The sequence below is a fragment of the Brevibacillus borstelensis genome, assembly GCF_003710865.1.
Lineage (GTDB): Bacteria > Bacillota > Bacilli > Brevibacillales > Brevibacillaceae > Brevibacillus > Brevibacillus borstelensis.
Genome location: NZ_RHHO01000009.1, coordinates 62,668 through 83,529 on the forward strand (window position 1 = coordinate 62,668; position 20,862 = coordinate 83,529).

Below are 20,862 nucleotides of genomic sequence, written 5' to 3' on the forward strand. Positions count from 1 at the left end.
CTGAACAAGTAGAAATGCCCCAGTGATCTCGCCTGCCGCCGCGTTTGCAGTTATTGGAGGACGAAACCCCAAAAAGCTTAGAATCGCTTTTAGCTGCTGCTGCCAGGCAAAGGCAAATAGGATGCATCTAAAGCTAAAGAAGGCAGTCGCAGTGAGAGATCTTTCCTCTCGCTGTGACTGCCTTCTGCTGTTAATCAGTTCCCAACTGCTTTGGCCGGTACTTCTGTCCGACGTGCAGTGTGTTAAGCGTTTCTTCTCTATTTTCCTGCTCTCACGATGTCAGGCTGGGCTTCCCGCCATTTTGACAGCGTATCAAAATGAGGAACAAGCGAACGGTACACATCAGAAAACAGCTTATGCAGCTCCTGATACACTCCTGTGTGTTTTTCGTTCGGAGTATAGGTCTCCGTAATCCTGACGATCGAGCGCGTCTCCTCCAAAGTAGAGATAGCCCCGGTCGCCAGCATGGCCAGCATAATAGCCCCGAGACACGCGCTTTCCCGAGAAGCCGGCACGTGGACAGGTACGCCGAATACATCTGCCGTCATCTGCAGCCAGACCGGAGAGCGGACAAAGCCGCCTGTCGCCAAAAGGCTTTTTCCAGATTGTTCTGTCGACATCAGCGATTGGTAGACGCTGAATGCGCTGAAAACGACTCCCTCCAGCACCGCCCGCATAAAATGCTGGCGCCGGTGATTCAGCCCGGCCCCGAAAAATACACCCCGCGCCTGCGCGTTCCAATGCGGCGCACGTTCCCCGGTCAAATACGGGAGAAACAGCAGGCCCTCTGAGCCCGGCTGTATCCGCTCCGCTTCCCGCGTGATGATGTCGTAGATGTGATCCCCCGTCTCCGCCGCCAGTACCCGTTCGTCTCCGGCAAACTGGTCCTTGAACCATTTGAGCGCAATGCCGCCGTTGTTGATCGGGCCGCCGACGACCCAGTAGCTTTCGGTCAGCGCATAGCAAAAGGAGCGCATCCGCTCATCGGTCAACGGCTCTCTTCGCACGGTGCGGACAGCGCCGCTCGTTCCGATCGTGATCGCCGCCGCTTCCCCCGTGATGGCCCCTACCCCGAGATTGGCCAGGACGCCGTCGCTTGCCCCGATGACGATTGGCGTTTGCGGCGGAATCCCGAGCTCTCCGGCCTTGTCCTTTTCCGAGATCTCCAGGATATGTGTCGTCGGAACTGGCCGGGAAAGCTGCCCGGGCGAGATGCCTGCGTACTCCAACGCTTCCCGGTCCCACTCAAGCTGCCTGAGGTTGAACAATCCGGTGGTGGAGGCAATTGAATAATCGACCGCATACGTTTTGCATAGCTGATACAAGACGTATTCCTTGATCGAAATGATCTTGTGGGCGCTTTTCAGCAATTGCGGCCTCATCCGCGACAGCCAGCGCAGCTTGGTCAGCGGCGACATGGGATGGATAGGCGTCCCCGTTTTTCGGTACAGCCCAAGACCTGCGCTGCTTTCCAAAAGCTCTCTCGCTTCTGCCGCGCTCCGGTTGTCCGCCCAAATAATGCACGGTGTCAGCGGCTGATGCGCTTCATCCACGAGTATCACACTGTGCATCGCGCTGCTGAAGCCGATCGCAGCCAATTGCCCGGTCTGTGCCGCCTCTGACCGCATCAGCTGCCGGGCAACCATCCATACGGCCCGGGAGATTTCATTCGGGTCCTGTTCCGCGCAGCCGGGCTGCGGCTGGTAGATGGGATACTCCACCATGCTCTCCGCCAAAATCTCACCGGACAAATTGCTCAGTACGCCTTTGGTGCTTGTAGTCCCGATATCTAAACCCATGTAGATGGTTTGTTGTCCCATTGATGTACCCTCTCAATCAGAAAATCATATGGGGTAAGGCAAGCAAAATGGTCAATACCGCTTTTGGGCAATCAGCTTCCGAACCTGTGCCAGATTGTCGTAGGTTTCTTCTTCCCGCAGCATGGAGACGCCGATAAACAGCGTATCCAGGATGCTGATCTGCGCCAGTCTGCAAGACATCGACTCGGGGCGCAACAGCGTCTCCCGCGACGACGTATACAGCACGATGTCAGAGATTTTGGTCAACGGCGATTTGGTATAGTCCGTAATGCAAATCGTGGTCACGCCCGCTTCCTTGGCAGCCTGTACCGCGTCGATGATGTCCTTGCTGCTACCGGAATGCGAGATGCCCACCACGACACTCCCGGGCTTCAGCAGTCCGGCGGATACGATCTGCAGGTGGGAGTCTGTCAAGGCGATGCATGACAGGCCTGTCCGCACAAACTTGTGATACGCGTCCAGGGCGATGGGCCCTGAGCCTCCGCAGCCGTAGAATTCCACCCGGTCTGCTTTGGCGATCGCGTTTACCGCCTGCTCCAGGGAGTCGGGGTCCAGCACCTGCAATGTATCGCTTAACGTCTCGGCGTTTACCGTAAACACTTTTTTGGCGATCGTCGCCATATTGTCCGAGATTTCGACCTCTTCATGAATCGCCTGCAGCGGCGTCACCAGGTCGGCAGCCAATGAAATTTTCAGCGCCTGGTACCCTTCGTAGCCAAGTCGCCTGCAAAACCGAAAAATAGACGCATCCGCACAATTGGCCATCTCGGCAAACTGTGTAATCGAGAGGTGAATGATATCCTTCGGGTGATTCAGTATATAGTTGGCGATATTCAATTCCGTAGCCGTGAAATTGTCGTACATGTAGCGAATGCGAGCCAAGCAGCCCTGGTCTTCTTTCCAGGGGAAATTCGGTTTGTTCATTGGGAAACCTCCTCAAAAACACGCAAGCGGACTATTACCATGATTTTACCAAATTCCGCTCCCGCGCATAGCAACTTCTTCGGAAACCTGTTGCCCGTCGACACTCCCGCTGCGAAGGCTAGTCGGCTTTTTCCACAGCGTGGCCGCCAAACTGGTTCCGCAGTGCGGCGACGACCTTGCCGTGGAACACGTCCTCATCCAGCGAGCGGTAGCGCATCAAAAGGGACATGGCGATGACAGGCACGGATATTTTCAGGTCGAGAGCCGTTTCGACTGTCCACTGTCCTTCGCCCGACGCGTGCATCACGCCTTTGATCGTGGAAAGCCGCGGGTCTTCCGAAAAAGCCTGCTCCAACAGTTCCATCAGCCAGGAGCGGATGACCGAGCCGCTGTTGAACAACCGCGCCACTTTCTCGTAGTCATAGGAAAACGGCCCTTTGTCGAGAATTTCGAAGCCTTCTCCAATCGCCTGCATCATTCCGTATTCGATGCCGTTATGCACCATTTTCAGGAAATGTCCTGAACCGGCAGGACCCGTGTACAAGTAGCCATGCGCCAGCGAAATATCCCGCAGCAGCGGCTCTACTACAGCGTACACGTCCTCTTCTCCTCCGACCATCAGACATGCGCCATTACGTGCTCCCTCAGTTCCTCCGCTCGTGCCGATATCCAGGTAATGAACGCCGGATTGCTTCACGCGCTCGTATCTTCTGATCGAGTCCTTGTAAAACGAGTTTCCGCCGTCAATCAGAATATCTCCCGGAGACAGATGCGGCAGGACGGCCTCGATGACTTGGTCCACCAGCTCACCTGCCGGCACCATCATCCAGATGATCCTCGGGGAGACGGACAGCCGCTCGGCCAGCTCCTGATAGGATTGGCTGGCCATTCCTCCGGCCTGTTCAAACTTTTGCAGAGAATACTGGTCAATATCGCATCCAATTACGTGATGCCCTTTTGCGATCATGCTACATCCTAAATTCAGCCCCATTTTTCCTAGACCAACGAGACCAATATTCATAATTCCACCACCATGCAAGAAATTAAGACGCTTGTGTTCGACGAAAGCCTACTGTGCCTTTGGATCAAGCGCATCGCGCAATCCATCGCCAAACAGGTTGAATCCGATCACGCTTGCCATAATGGCAAAGCCGGGAATCATCACGACCCACGGTGCCGTCGTGATATAGTCGCGGGAGTCTGCCAGCATTTTTCCCCACTCCGCTTCCGGAGGCTGCGCCCCCAGTCCGAGGAAGCCCAGCGCGGCCGCTTCCAAAATGGCGGAAGCCACGCCCAGCGTCCCCTGAACGATCAAGGGAGTCCAACTGTTGGGCAGTACATGGCGAAACAGTATGCGGACCTGCGACATGCCCTGCGCTCGCGCCGCCATGATGTACTCCTCTTGCTTGATACCCAGCACCTTTGCCCTCACCAGACGGCCGTACATCGGCACGTTGACGATCGCAATCGCCAAAAGCGCGTTGAACAGTCCCGGTCCGAGGATCGCGACGATCGCGATGGCCAGCAAAATGCCGGGAAACGCCAGCATGACGTCGAAGATGCGGGAAATCAGCGTATCGATCCATTTGCCGTAAAACCCGGCAATCAAGCCGAGCAGCGTACCTACTACCAGGGAGCCCAGGACAGAGAAAATACCAATCGTCATCGAGATGCGGGCTCCGTACAAGATTCTCGAAAACATATCCCGGCCGGAGTCGTCCGTTCCAAACCAGTGCTCTGCAGACGGAGGCTGCAGCGTGTTGGCGAGGTTTTGCTCGATGGGATCATGCGGCGCGAGCAAAGGCGCAAACAATCCCGTGAGGATGAACAGCAAGACCAGCGCGCCGCCGATGACTGCCGCTTTTTGCTTGCGCAGTCTCCTTACGCCTTCACTCCATGGTGTTCGTCTCCGTACCTTGCCGGCGGACAATTCTTCTGCCGGCATCGTTGCCAAACCCGACTGCATCAGGGAACACCTCGCTATTTGTATTGAATTCTTGGGTCAAGATAGCTGTACAACAAGTCGACGATCAGATTCACGACAATGAAGATGACAGCAAGCACCAAAATGCCGGACTGGATGACAGCGTAATCGCGGTAGCCGATGGCATTGTAGATGTACTGGCCAACGCCCGGCCATCCGAAGATCGTCTCGGTCAACACGGCTCCTCCCAGAAGCCGCCCAACCTCCAGGCCGATGATCGTCATCACAGGAGCGAAGGCATTTTTCAATCCGTGCTTGTAGACGACAAAGAATTCGTGCAGGCCCTTTGCCCGCGCAGTGCGGACATAGTCGTGCTTCAGCACCTCCAGCATGCTCGACCGGGTCATCCGGGCGATGTACGCCATCGGGATCGTTCCCAGCGCCATCGCCGGAAGGATCAGGTGGCGCACGGAGGACCAGAACTGCTCGTAATTCCCCGCCAGCAGCGTGTCGATCAGATAAAAATGGGTGATGGTCTCGACGGTCACCCGCGGGTCATTGCGTCCGAGAACCGGCAGCCATTCCAACTGCAGCCCGAACAGCCATTGCTCCATCAAGCCGAGCCAAAAGATCGGCATGGACACCCCGACCAACGCCAGCAGCATCGGTATGTAGTCGATCCAGGTGTTCCGTTTCCACGCCGATACAATTCCCACATTGACCCCGACGATCACGGCAAAGATCATCGCAAACAGCGTCAGCTCCGCCGTAGCCGCCAAATGCGGGAGCAGCTCTTCGCTGATCGCCTTTCCCGTCACCAGCGATGTGCCCAGGTCTCCCTGCAAAATGTTCAGCAAGTAGTTGCCGTACTGCTGATACAGCGGCAAATCAAGCCCGAGCTCGTGACGCAGCTTCTGTATCGACTCCGCGTCCGCCCGCTCGCCCAAAATGACCTGCGCAGGATCGCCCGGAATCAGGTTGATGATCGCGAAAACGATAATGGATACGCCGAAGAGTACCGGGATTAATTGAAAGATTCGTCTGGCTGTGTACCTTATCACTGGTTTACACCCCATTGCTTCAAAATCTGTCCACAGCCTTTGCGGCCTGAACGGTATCTGTTACACCCGCCTTAGTACAAATGACAGGCAACCAGCTGCCCTTCGTGTGCCTCTCTGAAATCCGGACGGGTCGTCCTGCACACATCCATCGCATGCGGGCACCGTGGATGAAAGGCGCATCCGACAGGCGGATTGACCGGACTTGGCACATCGCCCTGCAGGATGATCCGCTCCCGCTGTTGGCTCGGGTCGGGAATCGGTACCGCTGAAAGCAGCGCTTGGGTGTATGGATGGAGCGGGTTTTCGTACAGCTTGTCGCATTCCCCCTGCTCGACGATCCGGCCGAGGTACATGACCCCCACCCGGTTGCAGATGTGACGCACCACGCTCAGGTCATGGGCAATAAACAAATAGGTAAGCTGAAACTGCTTTTGCAAATCCTGCATCAGGTTGATCACCTGGGACTGGATGCTTACATCCAGAGCGGAAACCGGCTCGTCTGCCACGACCAGCTTTGGCTTGAGGGCAAGCGCCCGGGCGATCCCGATCCGCTGCCTTTGGCCGCCGCTGAATTCATGCGCGTACCGGTCGGCGTGATACCGGTGCAATCCGACTACTTCAAGCAGCTCGCTGACACGCCGCTGCCGCTCTGTTTTGCTCTTCACCCCGTGAACCAGCAGCGGTTCCTCCAGGATCTGACCGATCGTCATGCGTGGATTCAACGAAGCGAAGGGGTCCTGGAAAATGATCTGCAAGTCTCTGCGCTTGGCCTGCATTTCCCTTTCACTCAGCGCAGCCAGATTCTCCCCTTGAAACAGCACCTCGCCATCCGTCGGCTCGGTCAGGCGCAGGATCGATCTGCCTGTCGTCGACTTGCCGCAGCCGCTTTCGCCGACAAGTCCAAATGTTTCGCCCTCATAAATCGTAAAGCTGACATCGTCTACCGCCTTGACAAAATGCTGCTGGCGACCCAGCAGCGATTTGCTTCCGACCGGGTAGTACGTTTTGAGTCCGTTTACTTCCAACAGCGCTTTTTTCATAGTCACTCGCTCCTCGCTTCCGGGTTCGCCAGGTGAGAAGGTCGTTCTTCCGCAAAGAGCCAGCATCGCACTTGGTGCGGTTTGGCGCCGCCCACCTGCTGAAGCACAGGCTCCTCCCCGAGACAGATTTCGGAGGCATGCTCGCAGCGCGGCGCGAATTTGCAGCCTTTGGGCATTTCCGCCGGTATGGGCACGTTGCCCTTGATCGAGTCGAGCCTGTCCTTTCGCTCGTGCAGCGTCGGCATCGACCGCAGCAGTCCCTGCGTGTAGGGGTGCTTCGGGTCGGAGAACAGCGTGTGGACATCCGCTTCCTCCACGACCTTGCCGGCGTACATGACGACGACCCGGTGGCACATTTCCGCCACCACGCCAAGGTCGTGGGTAATCAGCATGATGGCTGTTCCCGACTCCTTGGAGATGCGCTTCATCAAATCGAGAATTTGCGCCTGAATCGTCACGTCCAGCGCGGTCGTCGGCTCGTCGGCAATCAGCAGCTTGGGATTGCACGCCATCGCCATGGCGATCATGACGCGCTGGCGCATTCCTCCAGAAAGCTGATGCGGGTATTCGTCGACCACTTGCTCTGCCCTCGGCAGGCCTACCTGCTTCAGCAACTGGATGGCACGCTCTTTGGCCTCTTTCTTTTTCAGCCCCATATGCAGCTGAATCGTCTCGCACATCTGCTCGCCAATGCGGAAGACCGGGTTCAGGCTGGTCATCGGCTCCTGGAAAATCATCGCGATCTGATTGCCGCGGATGGCGCGCATCTCTTTTGCCGACAGCTTGAGCAGGTCCCTGCCTTCAAACTGGATTTCCCCGCCGACCACCTTGCCGGGTGGGTTGGGCACAAGCCCCATGATCGACAGCGATGTGACGCTTTTTCCACAGCCGGACTCTCCGACGACACCCAGGATTTCCCCTTCGTCCAGCGTGAGATCTACACGATCAACGGATTTGACAACCAGGTCGTCAGTGAAAAAATAGGTTTGCAAACCACGCACAGATAGTAGTGGAGCCATCGTTTTATCCCTTTCTGTCCAAGCTATTTGAGCAGTGAAAGTGCAACGTTCGTAAACGCTTTGACGCCGATGACAAGCGAATCCTCATCAATCGTAAAGCGGGGGTGGTGATGCGGATGGACGATTCCTTTGGACACGTTGCCCGCTCCCACCCAGAAATACGTGCCGGGCGCCTTCGTAAGGAAAGAAGAAAAGTCTTCTCCGCCCATCGTAGGAATCAGCGGCTGAACCTGATCTGCCCCGAATACCTCGACCAACGTTTCTTTCACTTTTGCCGTCAGCTCATTGTCGTTAATGACCGGGGCATTTCCGTACGTGTAATGGAACTCGTACGACGCTCCGTGAGCCTCGGTGACGCCTTTGATGACGCGTTCCATCAAAGTGGGAATCGTCTTGCGCACCTCGGGATTGTACAAGCGGACTGTACCGCCCAGGTGGACAGCGCCAGGAATGACGTTGTTGGCCGTTCCCCCTGTCACTTTGGTCACAGAGAGGACGAGCGGCTCGATCGGGTCCGTATTGCGCGAGACCACATATTGCAGATTCGTTACGACCTGCGCGGCTACAGCCAGACTGTCTACCGTGTCATGCGGCTGCGCGGCATGCCCGCCTTTGCCCAACACCGTAATTTCAAACGTATCGGCAGCCGCGTGGGAAGGCCCCGCACTGACGGCCACGTACCCTACCTCCAGCGGAGAATGCAGGTGAAGCCCGATCACCATGTCGACTCCATCCATCACGCCCGCCTCGACCATTTGCTCCGCTCCGCCAGGGAACTGCTCTTCGGCGTGCTGGAACAGGAAGCGGATTTCCCCTTTTACCTGCTCGCGCATGCCGGCCAGAATTTTTGCCGTCCCGAGCAGGATCGAGGTGTGTCCATCATGTCCGCAGGCATGCATGACGCCGGGATTTTTGGAAACAAACGAAAAATCATTTTCTTCCGGGATCGGCAATGCGTCGATGTCGGCCCGAATCGCCAATGTTTTTCCCGGCTCGCTGCCGATCAGCCGGGCCATTACGCTCGTTTCAGTCGGCCGCGACAGCTCCAGTCCCTCAAACGTTTGCAGCGTTTCATATATAAAGCGGGAGGTGTTCACTTCCTCATACGAAAGCTCCGGATTTTCGTGAAGGTGACGCCTCCATGCAATGACTTGTTCCTTGATTTGCTCTGCCATAGTCTCCAGATGATCGCGTGTGGTACTCATCGGGCACCGTCGCCTCCTCGCGCTTCGTCATTCTTTCCCCGTAAGGTGACCGCACCTGCACGCGTTGCCGCAAGACATGCAGGTGCAGCTCTCTATTTTTTGCCCTCACGTTTTTGTAAAACCGTGCAGGCGTTTTCTAATTGGTGAGATCTACATCCGTAAACTGCGGACCGTAGGTAACCTGCGGAACGTAATTCGCTACCCTCGCGCTAGCCGCCCGCACCGGAGTCGAGTGCACCAGCGGGTTGATCGGCGCGTCTTGATAGATGATTTCCTGCGCTTTTTTGTACATCTCCGCCCGTTTTTCCTGATCGGGCTCCTGTAGTGCATCATCGAGCAGCTTGTCCACTTCTGGATTTTTATACATTGAGATATTGTTGGTCGGCACGCTGTCCGTGGAACGGTGATGCGTGTACATCATCGTCGTCGGGTCCCAGGTAGCGGAGGACCAGCCCAAGAGAGCCATTGGCGCTTCGCCGCTCTGTACCTTGTCGAGATACGTCGCCCATTCAAACGAAACGATTTTGGCGTCGACACCGATCTGCTTCATGCTCGCCTGCAAGGCCGTTGCGATTTTTTCCGGCTGCGGCATGTACGGACGGGCGACAGGCATGGCCCACAGTTCCGTTTGGAAGCCGTTTGGATAGCCTGCTTCGGCCAGCAGCTGCTTTGCTTTCTCGATGTCAACCGGATAGGTTTTCAATTCCTTGTTGAAGCCCCAGCTCCCCGAAGGAAGAATCGTTACAGCCGGCTCCGCCTGTCCGTAATAGAAGGCGTCGATCAACGCTTGCTTGTCGATAGTCATGCTGATCGCCTGACGGACGCGCGGATCGTCAAACGGTTTTTGCTTGGTGTTGAAAGACAGATAGCCGACGTTGTTGCTCGCGCTGGTGTACGTTTTCAGATTGGGCAGCTTTTCCAGAGAGCTGACATCGGAAGGATTGACCCCTTCCATCAGGTCGATCTGCCCCGACTTCAATGCATTCAGACGAGCCGAGTTGTCTTTGATTACCTGGAAGATCAGCTGGTCTACTTTCGGGAAGCCAGGAACGCGGTATTCCGGATTTTTCTTGAGAACGACCTTGTCGTTTGGAGTCCAGCTTACAAACTGGAAGGCCCCGGTTCCGATCAGTTGGTCTTTAAACTGACCATTGCTCTTCTTCAAGCTCTCCGGCGAAACGATGCCGTATTGCGGTTCTGTCAGCATCGCGACAAACGGGGCAAACGGGTGCTTCAGCTTGACCCGTACCGTATGGTCATCTACCTTCTCGATGCCTTCGATCACGGTAGAATCATCGCCTTTGAATCCGCCCATATCCGTTTTGAAGATCGAGAACGTTCCCTGATGGTACGGATGGTTCGGGTCCCACCAGCGCTCGAAGTTGAACACGACTGCATCAGCGTTGAACGGGGTGCCGTCATGGAACTTTACATTTTCCTCCAGCTTGAAGGTCACCGACAGCTTATCGGGTGAAACCTCCCAGCTCTTGGCCAGCAGAGGAGACAGATCGGAGGTCCCTTTTTTGTATGTAACCAGGGTTTCGACGACTTCCTCTGTCACGCGATTTGATTCGTCTTCTGTGGATTGCGCCGGGTCGAGGGTGACTGTGTCTCCGCCCCGTCCCACTACGAGTATTTTCTCGCTTGCGGACTTTTCTGACGATTTATCGGACGGATTGGAACCGGACGAACATCCTGTAAGCGCTAACAGTGCAGCCAATAAAACAACAGACGTCTTGATAGCAAGCTTCTTCATTACAACTCCCCCTTTTTTTCTCCTGAAATTGGTGCCGGGTAACTTCCAAGTTGTCATTCCTGATGAAAGCTGCAAGCCTCATGTCAAACCACTTTTTTGTCAGCTCCTCCTCGCCGAGAGATTTTGATAATGTCGAAAAATAGAAAATCTTATTAATTTGTCGAATTGACTTTAAGGTGGATTATAGTAAATTTTTTTACATTTGAAAATAGTATAAAGAAAATTTTTTTACAACCGGAAGGTCATATTTCGTTAAAATGGCTTCTTTATGCCCTTTTTCGTTACTCTGGCAGTTCAGTCAAGAAAAAAAGACACCTGCGTTCAGATGCCTTTCTCTATGATTTGCAGCAACAGCAGTTTGTCGTTTGTCGCGTTTGCGGCAGCTCGCGACGATTTGTGCAGTTTGTCGCGTTTGCAGCGCTGGCGACCATTTGCAGCGGTTGCGACGTTCGCGGCAGTTTGCAGCGGTTGCAGCATCGGCAATGGTTTGCAGTATTTGCAGTATTTTCAGTATTTGCAGTATTTTCAGTATTTGCAGTATTTGCAGTGTTTGCAGTGTTTGCAGTGTTTGCAGTGTTTGCGGCGTTTGCTCCAGTTTACGCCAGGTCGCGCCAGTTTACTGCTGTTCACGCCCGGTTGACGCTATTTACGCCAGCCGGCAGCCCTGAAAAAAATTTTCTTTCTGGATTTTCGGCTGCCTTGCTATCCCGAGTCAAAACCTCCTCTTCCATGCGTTTTATTCGTTAAGGGACAAATTGTATGAATCTACTGACTTTTTATGAGCTAATTTCGGCTTATATTTATACATCACGGTGAATGACATAATCATTTTTCCACCTTATCCTTTTAGCAATGACAAAGACAATTTGGGAGGAAAAGCATGAAAAAATGGTTTTCAGCCTTGTCCGCCGCGGCTTTGCTCTTTAGTCTTGTAACGGGTTGCAGCGAGAATGCTTCACAGAATGCTCTGCCTGCTTCCGAAACGTCTTCAACCGAACCGATGGTACTGCATTGGAGCATCACCGGGGAACCGCCGACGATGGACCCGGGCATCGCGACAGATGCGTCTTCCATGGATATGATCAATCTTGCCTTTGAAGGCTTAACCGCTGTGAATCGGCAAGGAGAACTGATCAACGCAGTTGCCGAGAGCTTTACCAATACCCCCGATTTTACCCAGTTTCGTTTTATCCTCCGCAGGGATGCCAAGTGGAGCAACGGCGATCCCGTCACCGCACACGATTTTGAATACGCGATCAAGCGCAATCTCGACCCCAAAACCGCCTCAGCTTACGCCTACCAGCTCTTCTACATCAAAGGCGGCGAGGAATACTTCAACGGGACAGGGACGCCGCAGGATGTAGGAGTCAAGGCAACAGACGACTACACCGTCGAATTCACCTTGCGCTCGCCGACTCCGTTTTTCCGCGAGCTTACCTCCTTCACCACCTACTATCCACTGCATAAGGAAACGGTCGAAAACAGTCCGAAATGGGCTACGGAAGCAGCCACCATCGTTGGGAACGGCCCGTTCGTGATCGATGAGTGGGAGCATAAGGCCAAGATGGCATTCAGTAAAAGTCCGACCTATTGGGACAAGGCCAGCGTCAAGCTGGACCGCATCGAAATCGTTATGATCGAGGACAACAACACGGCCCTTTCCATGTTTGAAAACGGCGACCTCGACTGGGGCGGCTACCCGTCCTTTGGCTTGTCGCCGGACGCGGTCGGACAGCTCAAAGAAGAAGGCCGGCTCCTTGTCGCGGACAATCCCGGCACCAAGGCCGTCATCTTCAACACGGAAAAGCCGCCGTTCACCAACAAAAAGATTCGCCAGGCATTCGCCTATTCCATCAACCGCCAGGAGCTGATCGACAACATCCTGCAGACTGGAGTTCCTCCGGCGTACGGCTGGGTGCCCATTTCCATGGGGCTGAATCCGGACGGCTATTTCAAAGAAGATGTGGAAAAGGCAAAGCAGCTTCTGGCCGAAGGGATGCAGGAGCTGGGACTGAAGGAATTCCCGAAGGTCACCTACTACTATGACACCGGCGAGACGGACAAAAAGCTGGCGCAAGCCCTGCAGGACGGGTGGAAGCGAACGCTGGGGCTCGACATCGAGATCCGCACCTCGGAGTGGAAGGTGTTTAATTCCGACGTACAAAATGGCAAGTACGATTTTGGCATCTGGCTGTGGGGGGCGGATTTCAACGACCCGATCAACTTTCTGGAAATGTACAAGGACAAGGCCGGGGGCAACAACGTAGTCCGCTTTGACAACAAAAAGTATCGCGATCTGCTTAACCAAAGCTACTACGAAACCGATCCGGAGAAGCGCAAAAAGCTGATGTTTGAGGCAGAAAAGATTTTGATGGAGGAAATGCCGCTGGCTCCGCTCCACTTCCGCGGAAACGCCTATGTGAAAAACGACAAGGTGAAGGATTTCGTCATCCTGCCGCTGGGCGGTTCCTACTTCAAGTACGCGTATATCGAAAAGTAGCGTGGAAGCCGGGGCGTCCGGTTCATATCATGCACGCAGCCCACACGATGAAGTGTGGGCTGCGCGGTTTTTTGTCAAATTTTCGATTCGGGTAGAGCTATGGCGACTAGCGTTGCCTTCATTTTTCCGTACCGCTCGGTCAGCCTCGGAAGCAGGCAGCCACTCCCCCGTACTCCTCACCCAGTACGGCAAACAGGCTCGCAACCAACTTACCTGCGAATACGGAGCCCCCTTACCTTCACCCGTTAGACAAACAGATCAGGACGGCCATGCTGATCAGGCCGAAAAAACTTCCGTAACCGCTTGCCGATGACAGAAGCAGGTTCTTTCGCCATGACTTTTGTAATATATCCCCCTTCCCGGCCGACCATCGTATACAATAGTGCTTGTACTGACGCTTACTTTTGGATGTGACAGCTGTGAAAAACAAACATACAGGGCTTATGACTATACTCTTGCGCGTTGCCCTCGTGCTCCTTATCGAAGCGGACATTTTTACCATGCCGAACACCTCGCCAGTGATGAAGACTCTGTTTGCAATCGGCATTTTGCTTATCCAGGCAAATGACTATATACGGCACGCTTATCGTCTGCTCAGCACAAACCGCAGGCTTTACTATTTATCCATGTCTGCGAGTATCGTCGGGATCGGTGTCTACATGGTCTGGTTCAACAGCTCCGCCACCAGCGTTTACTATGTCTTTCCCGCAATCGAGCTGTTCCTTGTCACCGGCGCTCTTCCCGTCAGCATGCTCGTTTTGCATGCGCTCGTGTACCTCTGTGCTGTCCTTGCCCTCAAAGCTGGACTGAAAGAAGCGCTGTTCCCTTACCTCGGCATGCTGCTGATCGTTTATTTGATCCGGCAGATCAATTTGGAGAAAGAAAAAGGGGCGGCAGCGAACGCTCAATTGCTTGAAGCCAACGCCCAGCTCCTGGCGTATTCTGAGGAGATGAAAGAAATGGCCGTTGTAAAAGAGAGGACAAGGATTGCGCAGGAGTTGCACGATTCGATCGGGCACGGACTGGTGGCGCTCAAAATGCATCTGGAGTTTGCCGCAAATGTCCTCGATTCCAATCCCCGGCAGTCAAAGGAAGTGATAGCAAAGGCGCTTGGCATCTCGAAAGCGTCCATGAAAGATCTGCGCAAGGCGGTTGATCTGCTCAAGGAAGACGCCGGGAAAAACAGCGGCGGGAAGCTGCAAGAGTCATTGGAGGAAATCGCAAGCAGCATGCACATGTCCGGCAGATTGACATGCCAGCTCGTTTTTGACGAAGCCGTAGAGCACGCCATTCCGGACATCAAAAACTGCATTTACAAAACGGTGCGGGAAGCTGTCACCAATGGTGTGAAGCACGGAAATCCCGGTGCCTTTCAGATTGAAGTAGCCAAGCGAGGCCATTTCATACACGTCGCGGTAAAAGACGATGGCAGCGGCTGCAGCGAGATATCCAAATCTCATGGGCTCCGCGGCATCGAGGAAAGAATCCAGCTGCTTGAAGGCACGGTCCGCTTTTGCTCGGAAAAAGACCGCGGCTTTGCGGTAATCGCCAAGATTCCTTATGTCACAGCTAGGGAGAGTGTCTAGATGACAGATATCATGATTGTCGATGACCAGAGAATTGTTCGAGATGGCTTGAAAATGACCCTCATGGACCTCAGGATGCGCGTCATGACTGGCGCGGAAGCGACCAAGGCTGTAAAGGAAACATACCCTGCGGCCGAGCAGGTCATGCAGGGCAAGAGGCTATTGACGAGACACTGTTTCTGAGCGAAGGCACCGTAAAAAACTATGTGTCCCATATCCTTGGCAAGCTTCATCTGAACAGCCGCACTGAGCTGGTGCTGTATTTGACAAAAGAGAAATAGCGAAAGCATCTCTCCCTGTTGAGTGCCTCCGACAGCTCGTACCAGAACAAAAAACCACCCGACGAGGTGGTTTTTCTTATGTGCAGCGTATTTCAGGCGATTAGGCCTCATCGACGATCACCTGCATGCGGAATTTGAACACCAGACAGCTAAACCCGGTCTACCGCTGATAGGAACGGAAGAGAAACTTTCGTCATTCTGCCGCTTGTTACTTTCGTAAACGTTCACGATGACTATCGGAATTTCCTCTCTGCAGGGCAGCTCCCCCTGACCAAGCCTCATGCATTTTTGATACGGTCGAAATCAAATCGCCCATGCAAGCAAAAAATCGCCTGTTCCGGTGACCTGACTGAGAGATGAGGCGGACATTCCATACAGCCAAATCCGGGTGAACTAGTCGATTGCGCGGCCTGTAATATCGTGGATAAAGCGCTCCAATGCCGTCACGTCCGTAATCCTTTTGTTGCACTGGGCGCTGTCCGTGCAAATATAGTTGCCAATCGCTTTGTAATAATCGGGCGATACATGAGCCATCCTTGTTTTGCTGATAGCCGAAAACAAAGCCACTTCCCCGTGCCCATTGCATAAGGAGCACGTATTTTTCCTGTTTGCGATCGTATACTTTCCTTCGATCCCAACGACATCTTCCCTTGCAGGGTACACGATGAACAACTTGTTTGTGGCGACATCCATCCAGCCCAGATACGTTATTGCGTGGTAATCAATCGTCAGCAGATCGGGAACCTTGAGCTTTTTATTTTTAGGGAACAGCTTCTTGAGCTGTTTTTCGGTCACCTGCGGAAACGGGATTACATACGGCAATAGCGAGTGTACATACTGCTTGAAATCCTCTGCCTCTTTTAGAGAAGCTATTTTCTTCAACAATTGCACCTGGATTTCCGTAGCATGCGGAAACGCGTTCAATACCTTTGATTCCGCGCTGTACCTTACGGCTTCCAGCACTTTCGGATCGGCAACGGATACGGTCGCCTTCTGCACGATCTCCGCCTGATTTTTAATGAAGTTATATTGATGGTGTCGAATAAACGGTTCAACCATACCGTTCCCTCCTTGCAATCAATTTGTCGTCCGTTCGTTCTCGGGAGCTTTGTTCATTTGCGCCCCCTTTCACTATAAAAAAATGTGCTGCTCGCAAGAAATGCCGGATTTGATTTAGAAACGAACTCGCCATATAAAAAGCTTCCCTTTGAATCCTTTTCGCAGCAGCGGATTCTTTGGCAGCAAAAGCTGTTTATGCGGACCGGAACGCTTATACTGAGCCCTATACACTTGAGAAAAAAGTGAAACGTCCCTGCAAGAAAAAAGCACCGGCAATCGATTCCCTCGATAACCGGCGCTTCCGTCGTCTTTTCCTATTTGTTTGTATACACAATCTTTTTGATCGTCTCCACTGCAAGAAAGTGATCGTCAGCCAATTGATGGATCGTCTTTCCTTTTTTAAACGCTTCTTTAATCGCGCTGTTTCGCTCCTGGATGGCCCTTCTTCCTCCAGAACGCGCCCCCCATTTTTCATAGGTGGTTTTCGGTTTTGGAATATAGATGGTTTCACCCTGGATATATTTCTGAATTTCGCTGATCAGCTCTTCAGGTAATATGTTCGTTGCTTTTACATATTTCATTTCTGCCCGCTCCTTATTCATTCGAGAATGGAAATAAGGGGCAAAGCCAAATGATTAGAAATGATCGATGCTCATACGGGCGATGAAAAATTCATGTCCGCCCCATGCAAAGTATCGCCTCCAATACTTGGCTTTGCATGAGTGGCTGCCGTATGCGGCAACAAACCCGTTATTGCCATTGCTGCTCACCTCCCCGGACATTTGCTGTCTTTGAAACGATTGTCCGCTCCCTTTCATCATATACATGAACGGATTCGGTGTTCAATAGCAGGCCTGGATTCGGTGAAAATTTTCGTTTCTTCCATTTCCTTCAGAAAAGCTCCCGTACCGCAAACTGTTGCCTGTCGGCCTTTACTGTCGCCACGGCCATTTTCGTTTCCCTGATTTGCAAGACAAGAAAAAACACCCTGGGCGCAGTTCATTGTGGCGCACAGGGCGGTTTGATGGCATCGAATGATTTGTACAAGATCAACTTTTATACTGTTGATCTGGGGCAGCAGCAGCTCTTCGTTCCGCTACGGGCATGGCCGCTGCCTTCAGGCGAATCGTTTAGCAGCGTATTTTTTCCTGCATCCTTTTTCCTCAAGCTTGTTCACATCGACTATACGGAGGGTTCGATCAAGCCAAATCCACCGTCATTTCGCTTGTAGACCACGCTCACCTGATTGGTTTCCGCGTTGGAAAAAACAAAGAAATTGTGTCCGAGCAAATCCATTTGCAGGATCGCCTCATCCACGCTCATCGGTTTGTACTCGAACCGCTTAATTCTGACGACGCTCTCCTGTGCTTCCGCCGGTTCCTCTGCAAACGCCTCAGGCGGAGAGGTCAGCAATTGCCTGTTGCGGGTTTCCAAGCGGTTTTTATATTTGCGAATCTGTCTGTTCAGCTTGTCAATTACAAGATCGACAGATGCGTACATATCCTCGGTGGATTCTTCAGCCCGAAAAATGGCGCCTGGGGTCGGAATCGTCATTTCCGCCGTGTGGCGTTTCTTCGTTACGCGCAGGGTTACCCGGCACTCGTCGGAAGCGGTCAGCAAATCGAATTTCTCCAGACGGCTTACCTTGTTTTCCACATACTCGCTTAAAGCTGGCGTAACAACCAAATGGTCACCGTGAATATTGCATCTCATGAGCGAAAACCCCTTTCGCGGCTTCTGGGGAGCTTTTCTTGTCCTCCCTAGTTCTCATTATGGGCGATAAAAAAAAGAGCGGTGTGAGATAAATCACACTTTGCTCTCGAAAAGCGTCAAATCCCGCTCGGCAGTTGCAATATTTAAAACATTTGCCACAAATAGCCGCGGCCGCAAATAAGTGGCTCCGCCTCTATTCACCTTCCCAAGCAAACGTATATCGCGTGAATGGCTCCGATAAGCCATCTCCGAGTATATCTCGTATATCCTTACAGTTAGTGCCATCATAAAGAACTTCACGTTATCATAAGAATCATTCCGATTACTAATAAAGCGATTACAGAAATGCTTCCTAATGGATTGAGAACTTTTTGGGCGAACCAAGTTTTTTCAAATCGAGGCGTTGTAAAGATGATCAGCAAAATCAATGTTGGCACACCAATGAAAAATACCCCCGTCCATTCTGACAACAGTTTTGAGATCCAGCTCACCAAAAATAGCAGTATTAATTTATCTAACGGGTGAAAAAATCCCTTACAAATAAAATCAAAGAACTTTTTCAACATAACCACTCCTTGAATATGCTCTTAAAAAATAAAACAACCCCTGTGTCATATCCAGGTGTTGTTTCGCAGTAGCTAACCAATCACAGCAATTATTTTATTATATTCGCCGAACCGTCACGTTGTCCCTTTTTCCTTTCGCATCAGGTCGTAAGGCTTTACCGGCTTCTCCACTCTCACCAAAACCTTTTGCATCGGGTGCGGGGCTTCGTCCAGACTGTTCCCTTCTTCATCCCACATCTCGCCGATCCGCTGGATGAACCTCTCCCGTCCCGGTCCGATAAATTCAACCTCTTGCCCCCGTTTGAAATGGTTGCGCTGCTCGATGGTGGCGATGCCCGTCTCTTCATCGTAGGCAAGCACCAGTCCGGCAAAATCATAGGCGGTCATTTTCGGCGGCACGCCAAAGATCTGGTCGTCTTCGGTCGGCTGGTGGAAATAAAAGCCGGTGGTCAGCGGACGGTTGGCCGCCTTCATGATCTCTTCCCGCCACTCCGGCTTGAACACGAACGTTTCCGGGCTGTCCCAGTAGGCGTCAATGACTTGCCGGTACGCGTTGACAACGGTAGCGACATAGTGAATGCTTTTCATTCTCCCTTCAATTTTCAGCGAGTCCACCCCCGCTTCGATCATCTCCGGGATATGCTCCAGCATGCACAGGTCTTTGGAGCTCATCGTAAAGGTCTCATCACCCTCGGCAAATAACGGATGCATGTCGCCCTCTTCCTCCGCAAACAAATCGTACTTCCAGCGGCACGATTGGGCGCAGCCGCCGCGATTGGCGTCGCGGTTCGTCATGTGGTTGGACAGGACGCACCGGCCCGAGTAGGAAATGCACATGGCTCCATGCACGAACGCTTCGATCTCGATATCGACGTGCCGTTTGATTTCGCAGATTTCCTGCAGTGAAACCTCACGGGCCAGCACGACTCGCGGAATTCCCTCTTCCGCCCAAAATTGCACCGCCTGCCAGTTGGTGACGGACGCTTGCGTGCTGATATGGATCTCCAGACCGGGGGCCGCTTCCCTGCACACATCGACGATCGCCGGATCGGCCACGATCACGGCGTCAATGCCAACCTTTTGCAGCATTTGGAAATAGTCGGCCATCCCCGCGAAATCTTCGTTATGGGCCATGATGTTCGCTGCCACATACACCTTCGCTCCCCGTTCATGGGCGAATGCCACGCCCTCCCGCATATCCTCAAACGTGAAGTTTCCCGCCTTGGCACGCAGCCCGTATTGCTGCCCGCCAATGTATACCGCATCCGCACCGTACAGCACGGCGAACTTCAACTTTTCCAAGTTGCCGGCAGGTGCGAGCAGTTCCGGTTTTTTCCTGGTCTGATTTGTCATCGCAGTTTCCGTTCCCCCTTTAATAAACCTGCTCTCGAAAGTAAAAGCCGGTACCAATCGGCCGTTCCGTCGGTTGAACCGCATTGATCGCATCCAGCAAGGCAGGGTCAAGTGCAGCCTGCGGATTTTTCGCCAGGCAGTCAATCGCCTGGCGATAGACGGAGACAACCTGGCAATTGTAAGAAAGCGGTTTGCCCAGCGCCTCTATGTAGAAGGAATCGATGCCGTTTTCGATCAAAACTCCCAAGTGCTCCAGCATGCATATATCTTCATGGCTCATGACATGTGTGCCGTTGTGATCCTCAATAATGGGATAGTGCTGTCCGCTGCGCGTATTTTCCTTCAATACCATCAGCTGCTCCTGCTTGTTGTCCCCTTTGCCCAGAATGTGCAGGTAATTGCTGACCAACGGCCGCTTTGAATGAAAGATGCAGGTCATGCCGTGAACCTGGACCTGGACCGGAATCCGGCTTTGCTGTTTCACGCCAATGACTTCTTCTAAAGACAGCTCACGGGCCAGTATCGCCCGGCTCGCCCCTTTTCTCGCCCAGAAATTGACGGTTCTCCAGTTCGTCGACGTCGTTTCCGTACTCCAATGCCGCTTCAACCCGGGCGCTGTTTTCTGCATTGCCACGAGTACCGCCGGATCACCGAACACCACCGCATCCACTTTACTTTGCGCAAGCTGCCGTACGTACTCGTCCAACCCGTTCAATTCCTCTTGATGCAGCAGGGCATTCAGGGCGACATATACTTTTTTCCCTTGCCCGTGAGCGATACGGACAACGTCAGTGATCATCGGCATGGAAAAATTGCCCGGCACGCGCAGCGCATACCGCCCGTCTCCCACCGTTACGGCATCTGCGCCTGCTGCAAGCAGCTTCTCTGCTTCTTCCGGGCTGCCTGCGGAGACAACCAACTCCGGTATGTGGAAATTCATCAGAACCATCCTTTCTTTCAGACAGGCCAACAGAACCATTTTATGGACCAAAGCGCTTCCACTCAATCAGGGGGTTCCCCCATTTTCTCCGGTGAAATCACTGATTTTCGGAATG

General features: G+C 53.2%; 19 protein-coding genes and 1 pseudogene. 5 read left to right on the forward strand and 15 right to left on the reverse strand.

Annotation, left to right across the window (positions count from 1 at the left end; translation table 11 throughout):
* Nucleotides 1-257: 257 nt before the first annotated feature.
* From EDM54_RS04455 to EDM54_RS04495, 9 genes are all read right to left on the reverse strand, one after another.
* A complete protein-coding gene (locus tag EDM54_RS04455; RefSeq protein WP_122957831.1) occupies nt 258-1,820 on the reverse strand; it encodes a gluconokinase in 1,563 nt (520 codons plus the stop codon).
* Nucleotides 1,821-1,871: 51 nt separating this feature from the next.
* On the reverse strand, nt 1,872-2,744 hold the full coding sequence (locus tag EDM54_RS04460) for a MurR/RpiR family transcriptional regulator (RefSeq protein ID WP_122957832.1): 873 nt from the start codon (nt 2,742-2,744) through the stop codon (nt 1,872-1,874).
* A gap of 118 nt (nt 2,745-2,862) precedes the next feature.
* Entirely contained in the window at nt 2,863-3,765 is a 903-nt protein-coding gene (gene gnd / locus EDM54_RS04465) for a phosphogluconate dehydrogenase (NAD(+)-dependent, decarboxylating) (RefSeq protein WP_003390099.1), read from the reverse strand.
* Between the two features lie 48 nt (nt 3,766-3,813).
* Complete coding sequence (gene nikC / locus EDM54_RS04470) at nt 3,814-4,689, reverse strand: nickel transporter permease (protein WP_371862602.1); 876 nt, start codon at nt 4,687-4,689, stop codon at nt 3,814-3,816.
* A gap of 35 nt (nt 4,690-4,724) precedes the next feature.
* The gene (locus EDM54_RS04475) at nt 4,725-5,729 is read right to left on the reverse strand and encodes an ABC transporter permease (protein ID WP_003390102.1); all 1,005 of its coding nucleotides are present in this window, start codon (nt 5,727-5,729) and stop codon (nt 4,725-4,727) included.
* Between the two features lie 71 nt (nt 5,730-5,800).
* On the reverse strand, nt 5,801-6,769 hold the full coding sequence (locus tag EDM54_RS04480) for an ABC transporter ATP-binding protein (protein ID WP_003390104.1): 969 nt from the start codon (nt 6,767-6,769) through the stop codon (nt 5,801-5,803).
* 2 nt (nt 6,770-6,771) lie between these two features.
* Complete coding sequence (locus EDM54_RS04485) at nt 6,772-7,788, reverse strand: ABC transporter ATP-binding protein (RefSeq protein ID WP_003390105.1); 1,017 nt, start codon at nt 7,786-7,788, stop codon at nt 6,772-6,774.
* 23 nt (nt 7,789-7,811) lie between these two features.
* The gene (locus EDM54_RS04490; RefSeq protein ID WP_003390106.1) at nt 7,812-8,993 is read right to left on the reverse strand and encodes an amidohydrolase; all 1,182 of its coding nucleotides are present in this window, start codon (nt 8,991-8,993) and stop codon (nt 7,812-7,814) included.
* A gap of 136 nt (nt 8,994-9,129) precedes the next feature.
* Nucleotides 9,130-10,749 carry an ABC transporter substrate-binding protein gene (locus EDM54_RS04495; RefSeq protein ID WP_003390107.1) on the reverse strand — a complete coding sequence of 540 codons (1,620 nt, stop codon included), beginning with the start codon at nt 10,747-10,749 and terminating at the stop codon, nt 9,130-9,132.
* A 165-nt stretch (nt 10,750-10,914) separates the two neighbouring features.
* On the opposite strand from EDM54_RS04495, the gene EDM54_RS04500 reads away from it, so the two are divergent.
* From EDM54_RS04500 to EDM54_RS04520, 5 genes and pseudogenes are all read left to right on the forward strand, one after another.
* Entirely contained in the window at nt 10,915-11,496 is a 582-nt protein-coding gene (locus EDM54_RS04500; RefSeq protein ID WP_141334175.1) for a hypothetical protein, read from the forward strand.
* Between the two features lie 133 nt (nt 11,497-11,629).
* Nucleotides 11,630-13,249, forward strand: a complete 1,620-nt coding sequence (locus EDM54_RS04505; RefSeq protein ID WP_122957834.1) for a peptide ABC transporter substrate-binding protein — start codon at nt 11,630-11,632, stop codon at nt 13,247-13,249.
* A gap of 419 nt (nt 13,250-13,668) precedes the next feature.
* Entirely contained in the window at nt 13,669-14,835 is a 1,167-nt protein-coding gene (locus tag EDM54_RS04510; protein ID WP_122957835.1) for a sensor histidine kinase, read from the forward strand.
* On the forward strand, nt 14,836-15,018 hold the full coding sequence (locus EDM54_RS04515) for a response regulator (RefSeq protein ID WP_122957836.1): 183 nt from the start codon (nt 14,836-14,838) through the stop codon (nt 15,016-15,018). It begins immediately after the preceding gene.
* Nucleotides 15,009-15,116: pseudogene (locus EDM54_RS04520) on the forward strand (LuxR C-terminal-related transcriptional regulator); the annotation flags it as partial. The gene EDM54_RS04515 and the pseudogene EDM54_RS04520, both read left to right, overlap by 10 nt.
* A 393-nt stretch (nt 15,117-15,509) precedes the next feature.
* Here EDM54_RS04520 and EDM54_RS04525 read toward each other — a convergent pair.
* The 6 genes from EDM54_RS04525 to EDM54_RS04550 all read right to left on the reverse strand — a co-directional run bounded on the left by EDM54_RS04525 (nt 15,510) and on the right by EDM54_RS04550 (nt 20,747).
* A complete protein-coding gene (locus tag EDM54_RS04525; RefSeq protein WP_024984639.1) occupies nt 15,510-16,175 on the reverse strand; it encodes a FusB/FusC family EF-G-binding protein in 666 nt (221 codons plus the stop codon).
* Between the two features lie 314 nt (nt 16,176-16,489).
* Nucleotides 16,490-16,756: a CD3324 family protein gene (locus tag EDM54_RS04530; RefSeq protein WP_122957837.1), complete on the reverse strand. Its 267-nt coding sequence runs from the start codon at nt 16,754-16,756 to the stop codon at nt 16,490-16,492.
* A 601-nt stretch (nt 16,757-17,357) separates the two neighbouring features.
* Complete coding sequence (gene hpf, locus EDM54_RS04535) at nt 17,358-17,888, reverse strand: ribosome hibernation-promoting factor, HPF/YfiA family (protein ID WP_024984637.1); 531 nt, start codon at nt 17,886-17,888, stop codon at nt 17,358-17,360.
* A 296-nt stretch (nt 17,889-18,184) separates the two neighbouring features.
* A complete protein-coding gene (locus EDM54_RS04540; protein WP_141334173.1) occupies nt 18,185-18,451 on the reverse strand; it encodes a hypothetical protein in 267 nt (88 codons plus the stop codon).
* Nucleotides 18,452-18,568: 117 nt separating this feature from the next.
* Nucleotides 18,569-19,807, reverse strand: coding sequence for a peptidase U32 family protein (locus tag EDM54_RS04545; RefSeq protein WP_122957838.1), 1,239 nt, complete (start codon nt 19,805-19,807; stop codon nt 18,569-18,571).
* 19 nt (nt 19,808-19,826) lie between these two features.
* Nucleotides 19,827-20,747: a peptidase U32 family protein gene (locus EDM54_RS04550; RefSeq protein WP_255320319.1), complete on the reverse strand. Its 921-nt coding sequence runs from the start codon at nt 20,745-20,747 to the stop codon at nt 19,827-19,829.
* Nucleotides 20,748-20,862 lie beyond the last annotated feature (115 nt).

Coding starts and splice junctions, on each gene's coding strand:
- EDM54_RS04455 (WP_122957831.1), bottom strand. CDS start 1,820: ATGGGACAACAAACCATCTACATGGGTTTAGATATCGGGACTACAAGC.
- EDM54_RS04460 (WP_122957832.1), bottom strand. CDS start 2,744: ATGAACAAACCGAATTTCCCCTGGAAAGAAGACCAGGGCTGCTTGGCT.
- gnd (WP_003390099.1), bottom strand. CDS start 3,765: ATGAATATTGGTCTCGTTGGTCTAGGAAAAATGGGGCTGAATTTAGGA.
- nikC (WP_371862602.1), bottom strand. CDS start 4,689: ATGCCGGCAGAAGAATTGTCCGCCGGCAAGGTACGGAGACGAACACCA.
- EDM54_RS04480 (WP_003390104.1), bottom strand. CDS start 6,769: ATGAAAAAAGCGCTGTTGGAAGTAAACGGACTCAAAACGTACTACCCG.
- EDM54_RS04485 (WP_003390105.1), bottom strand. CDS start 7,788: ATGGCTCCACTACTATCTGTGCGTGGTTTGCAAACCTATTTTTTCACT.
- EDM54_RS04490 (WP_003390106.1), bottom strand. CDS start 8,993: ATGAGTACCACACGCGATCATCTGGAGACTATGGCAGAGCAAATCAAG.
- EDM54_RS04495 (WP_003390107.1), bottom strand. CDS start 10,749: ATGAAGAAGCTTGCTATCAAGACGTCTGTTGTTTTATTGGCTGCACTG.
- EDM54_RS04505 (WP_122957834.1), top strand. CDS start 11,630: ATGAAAAAATGGTTTTCAGCCTTGTCCGCCGCGGCTTTGCTCTTTAGT.
- EDM54_RS04515 (WP_122957836.1), top strand. CDS start 14,836: ATGACAGATATCATGATTGTCGATGACCAGAGAATTGTTCGAGATGGC.
- EDM54_RS04525 (WP_024984639.1), bottom strand. CDS start 16,175: ATGGTTGAACCGTTTATTCGACACCATCAATATAACTTCATTAAAAAT.
- EDM54_RS04530 (WP_122957837.1), bottom strand. CDS start 16,756: ATGAAATATGTAAAAGCAACGAACATATTACCTGAAGAGCTGATCAGC.
- hpf (WP_024984637.1), bottom strand. CDS start 17,888: ATGAGATGCAATATTCACGGTGACCATTTGGTTGTTACGCCAGCTTTA.
- EDM54_RS04545 (WP_122957838.1), bottom strand. CDS start 19,807: ATGACAAATCAGACCAGGAAAAAACCGGAACTGCTCGCACCTGCCGGC.
- EDM54_RS04550 (WP_255320319.1), bottom strand. CDS start 20,747: ATGAATTTCCACATACCGGAGTTGGTTGTCTCCGCAGGCAGCCCGGAA.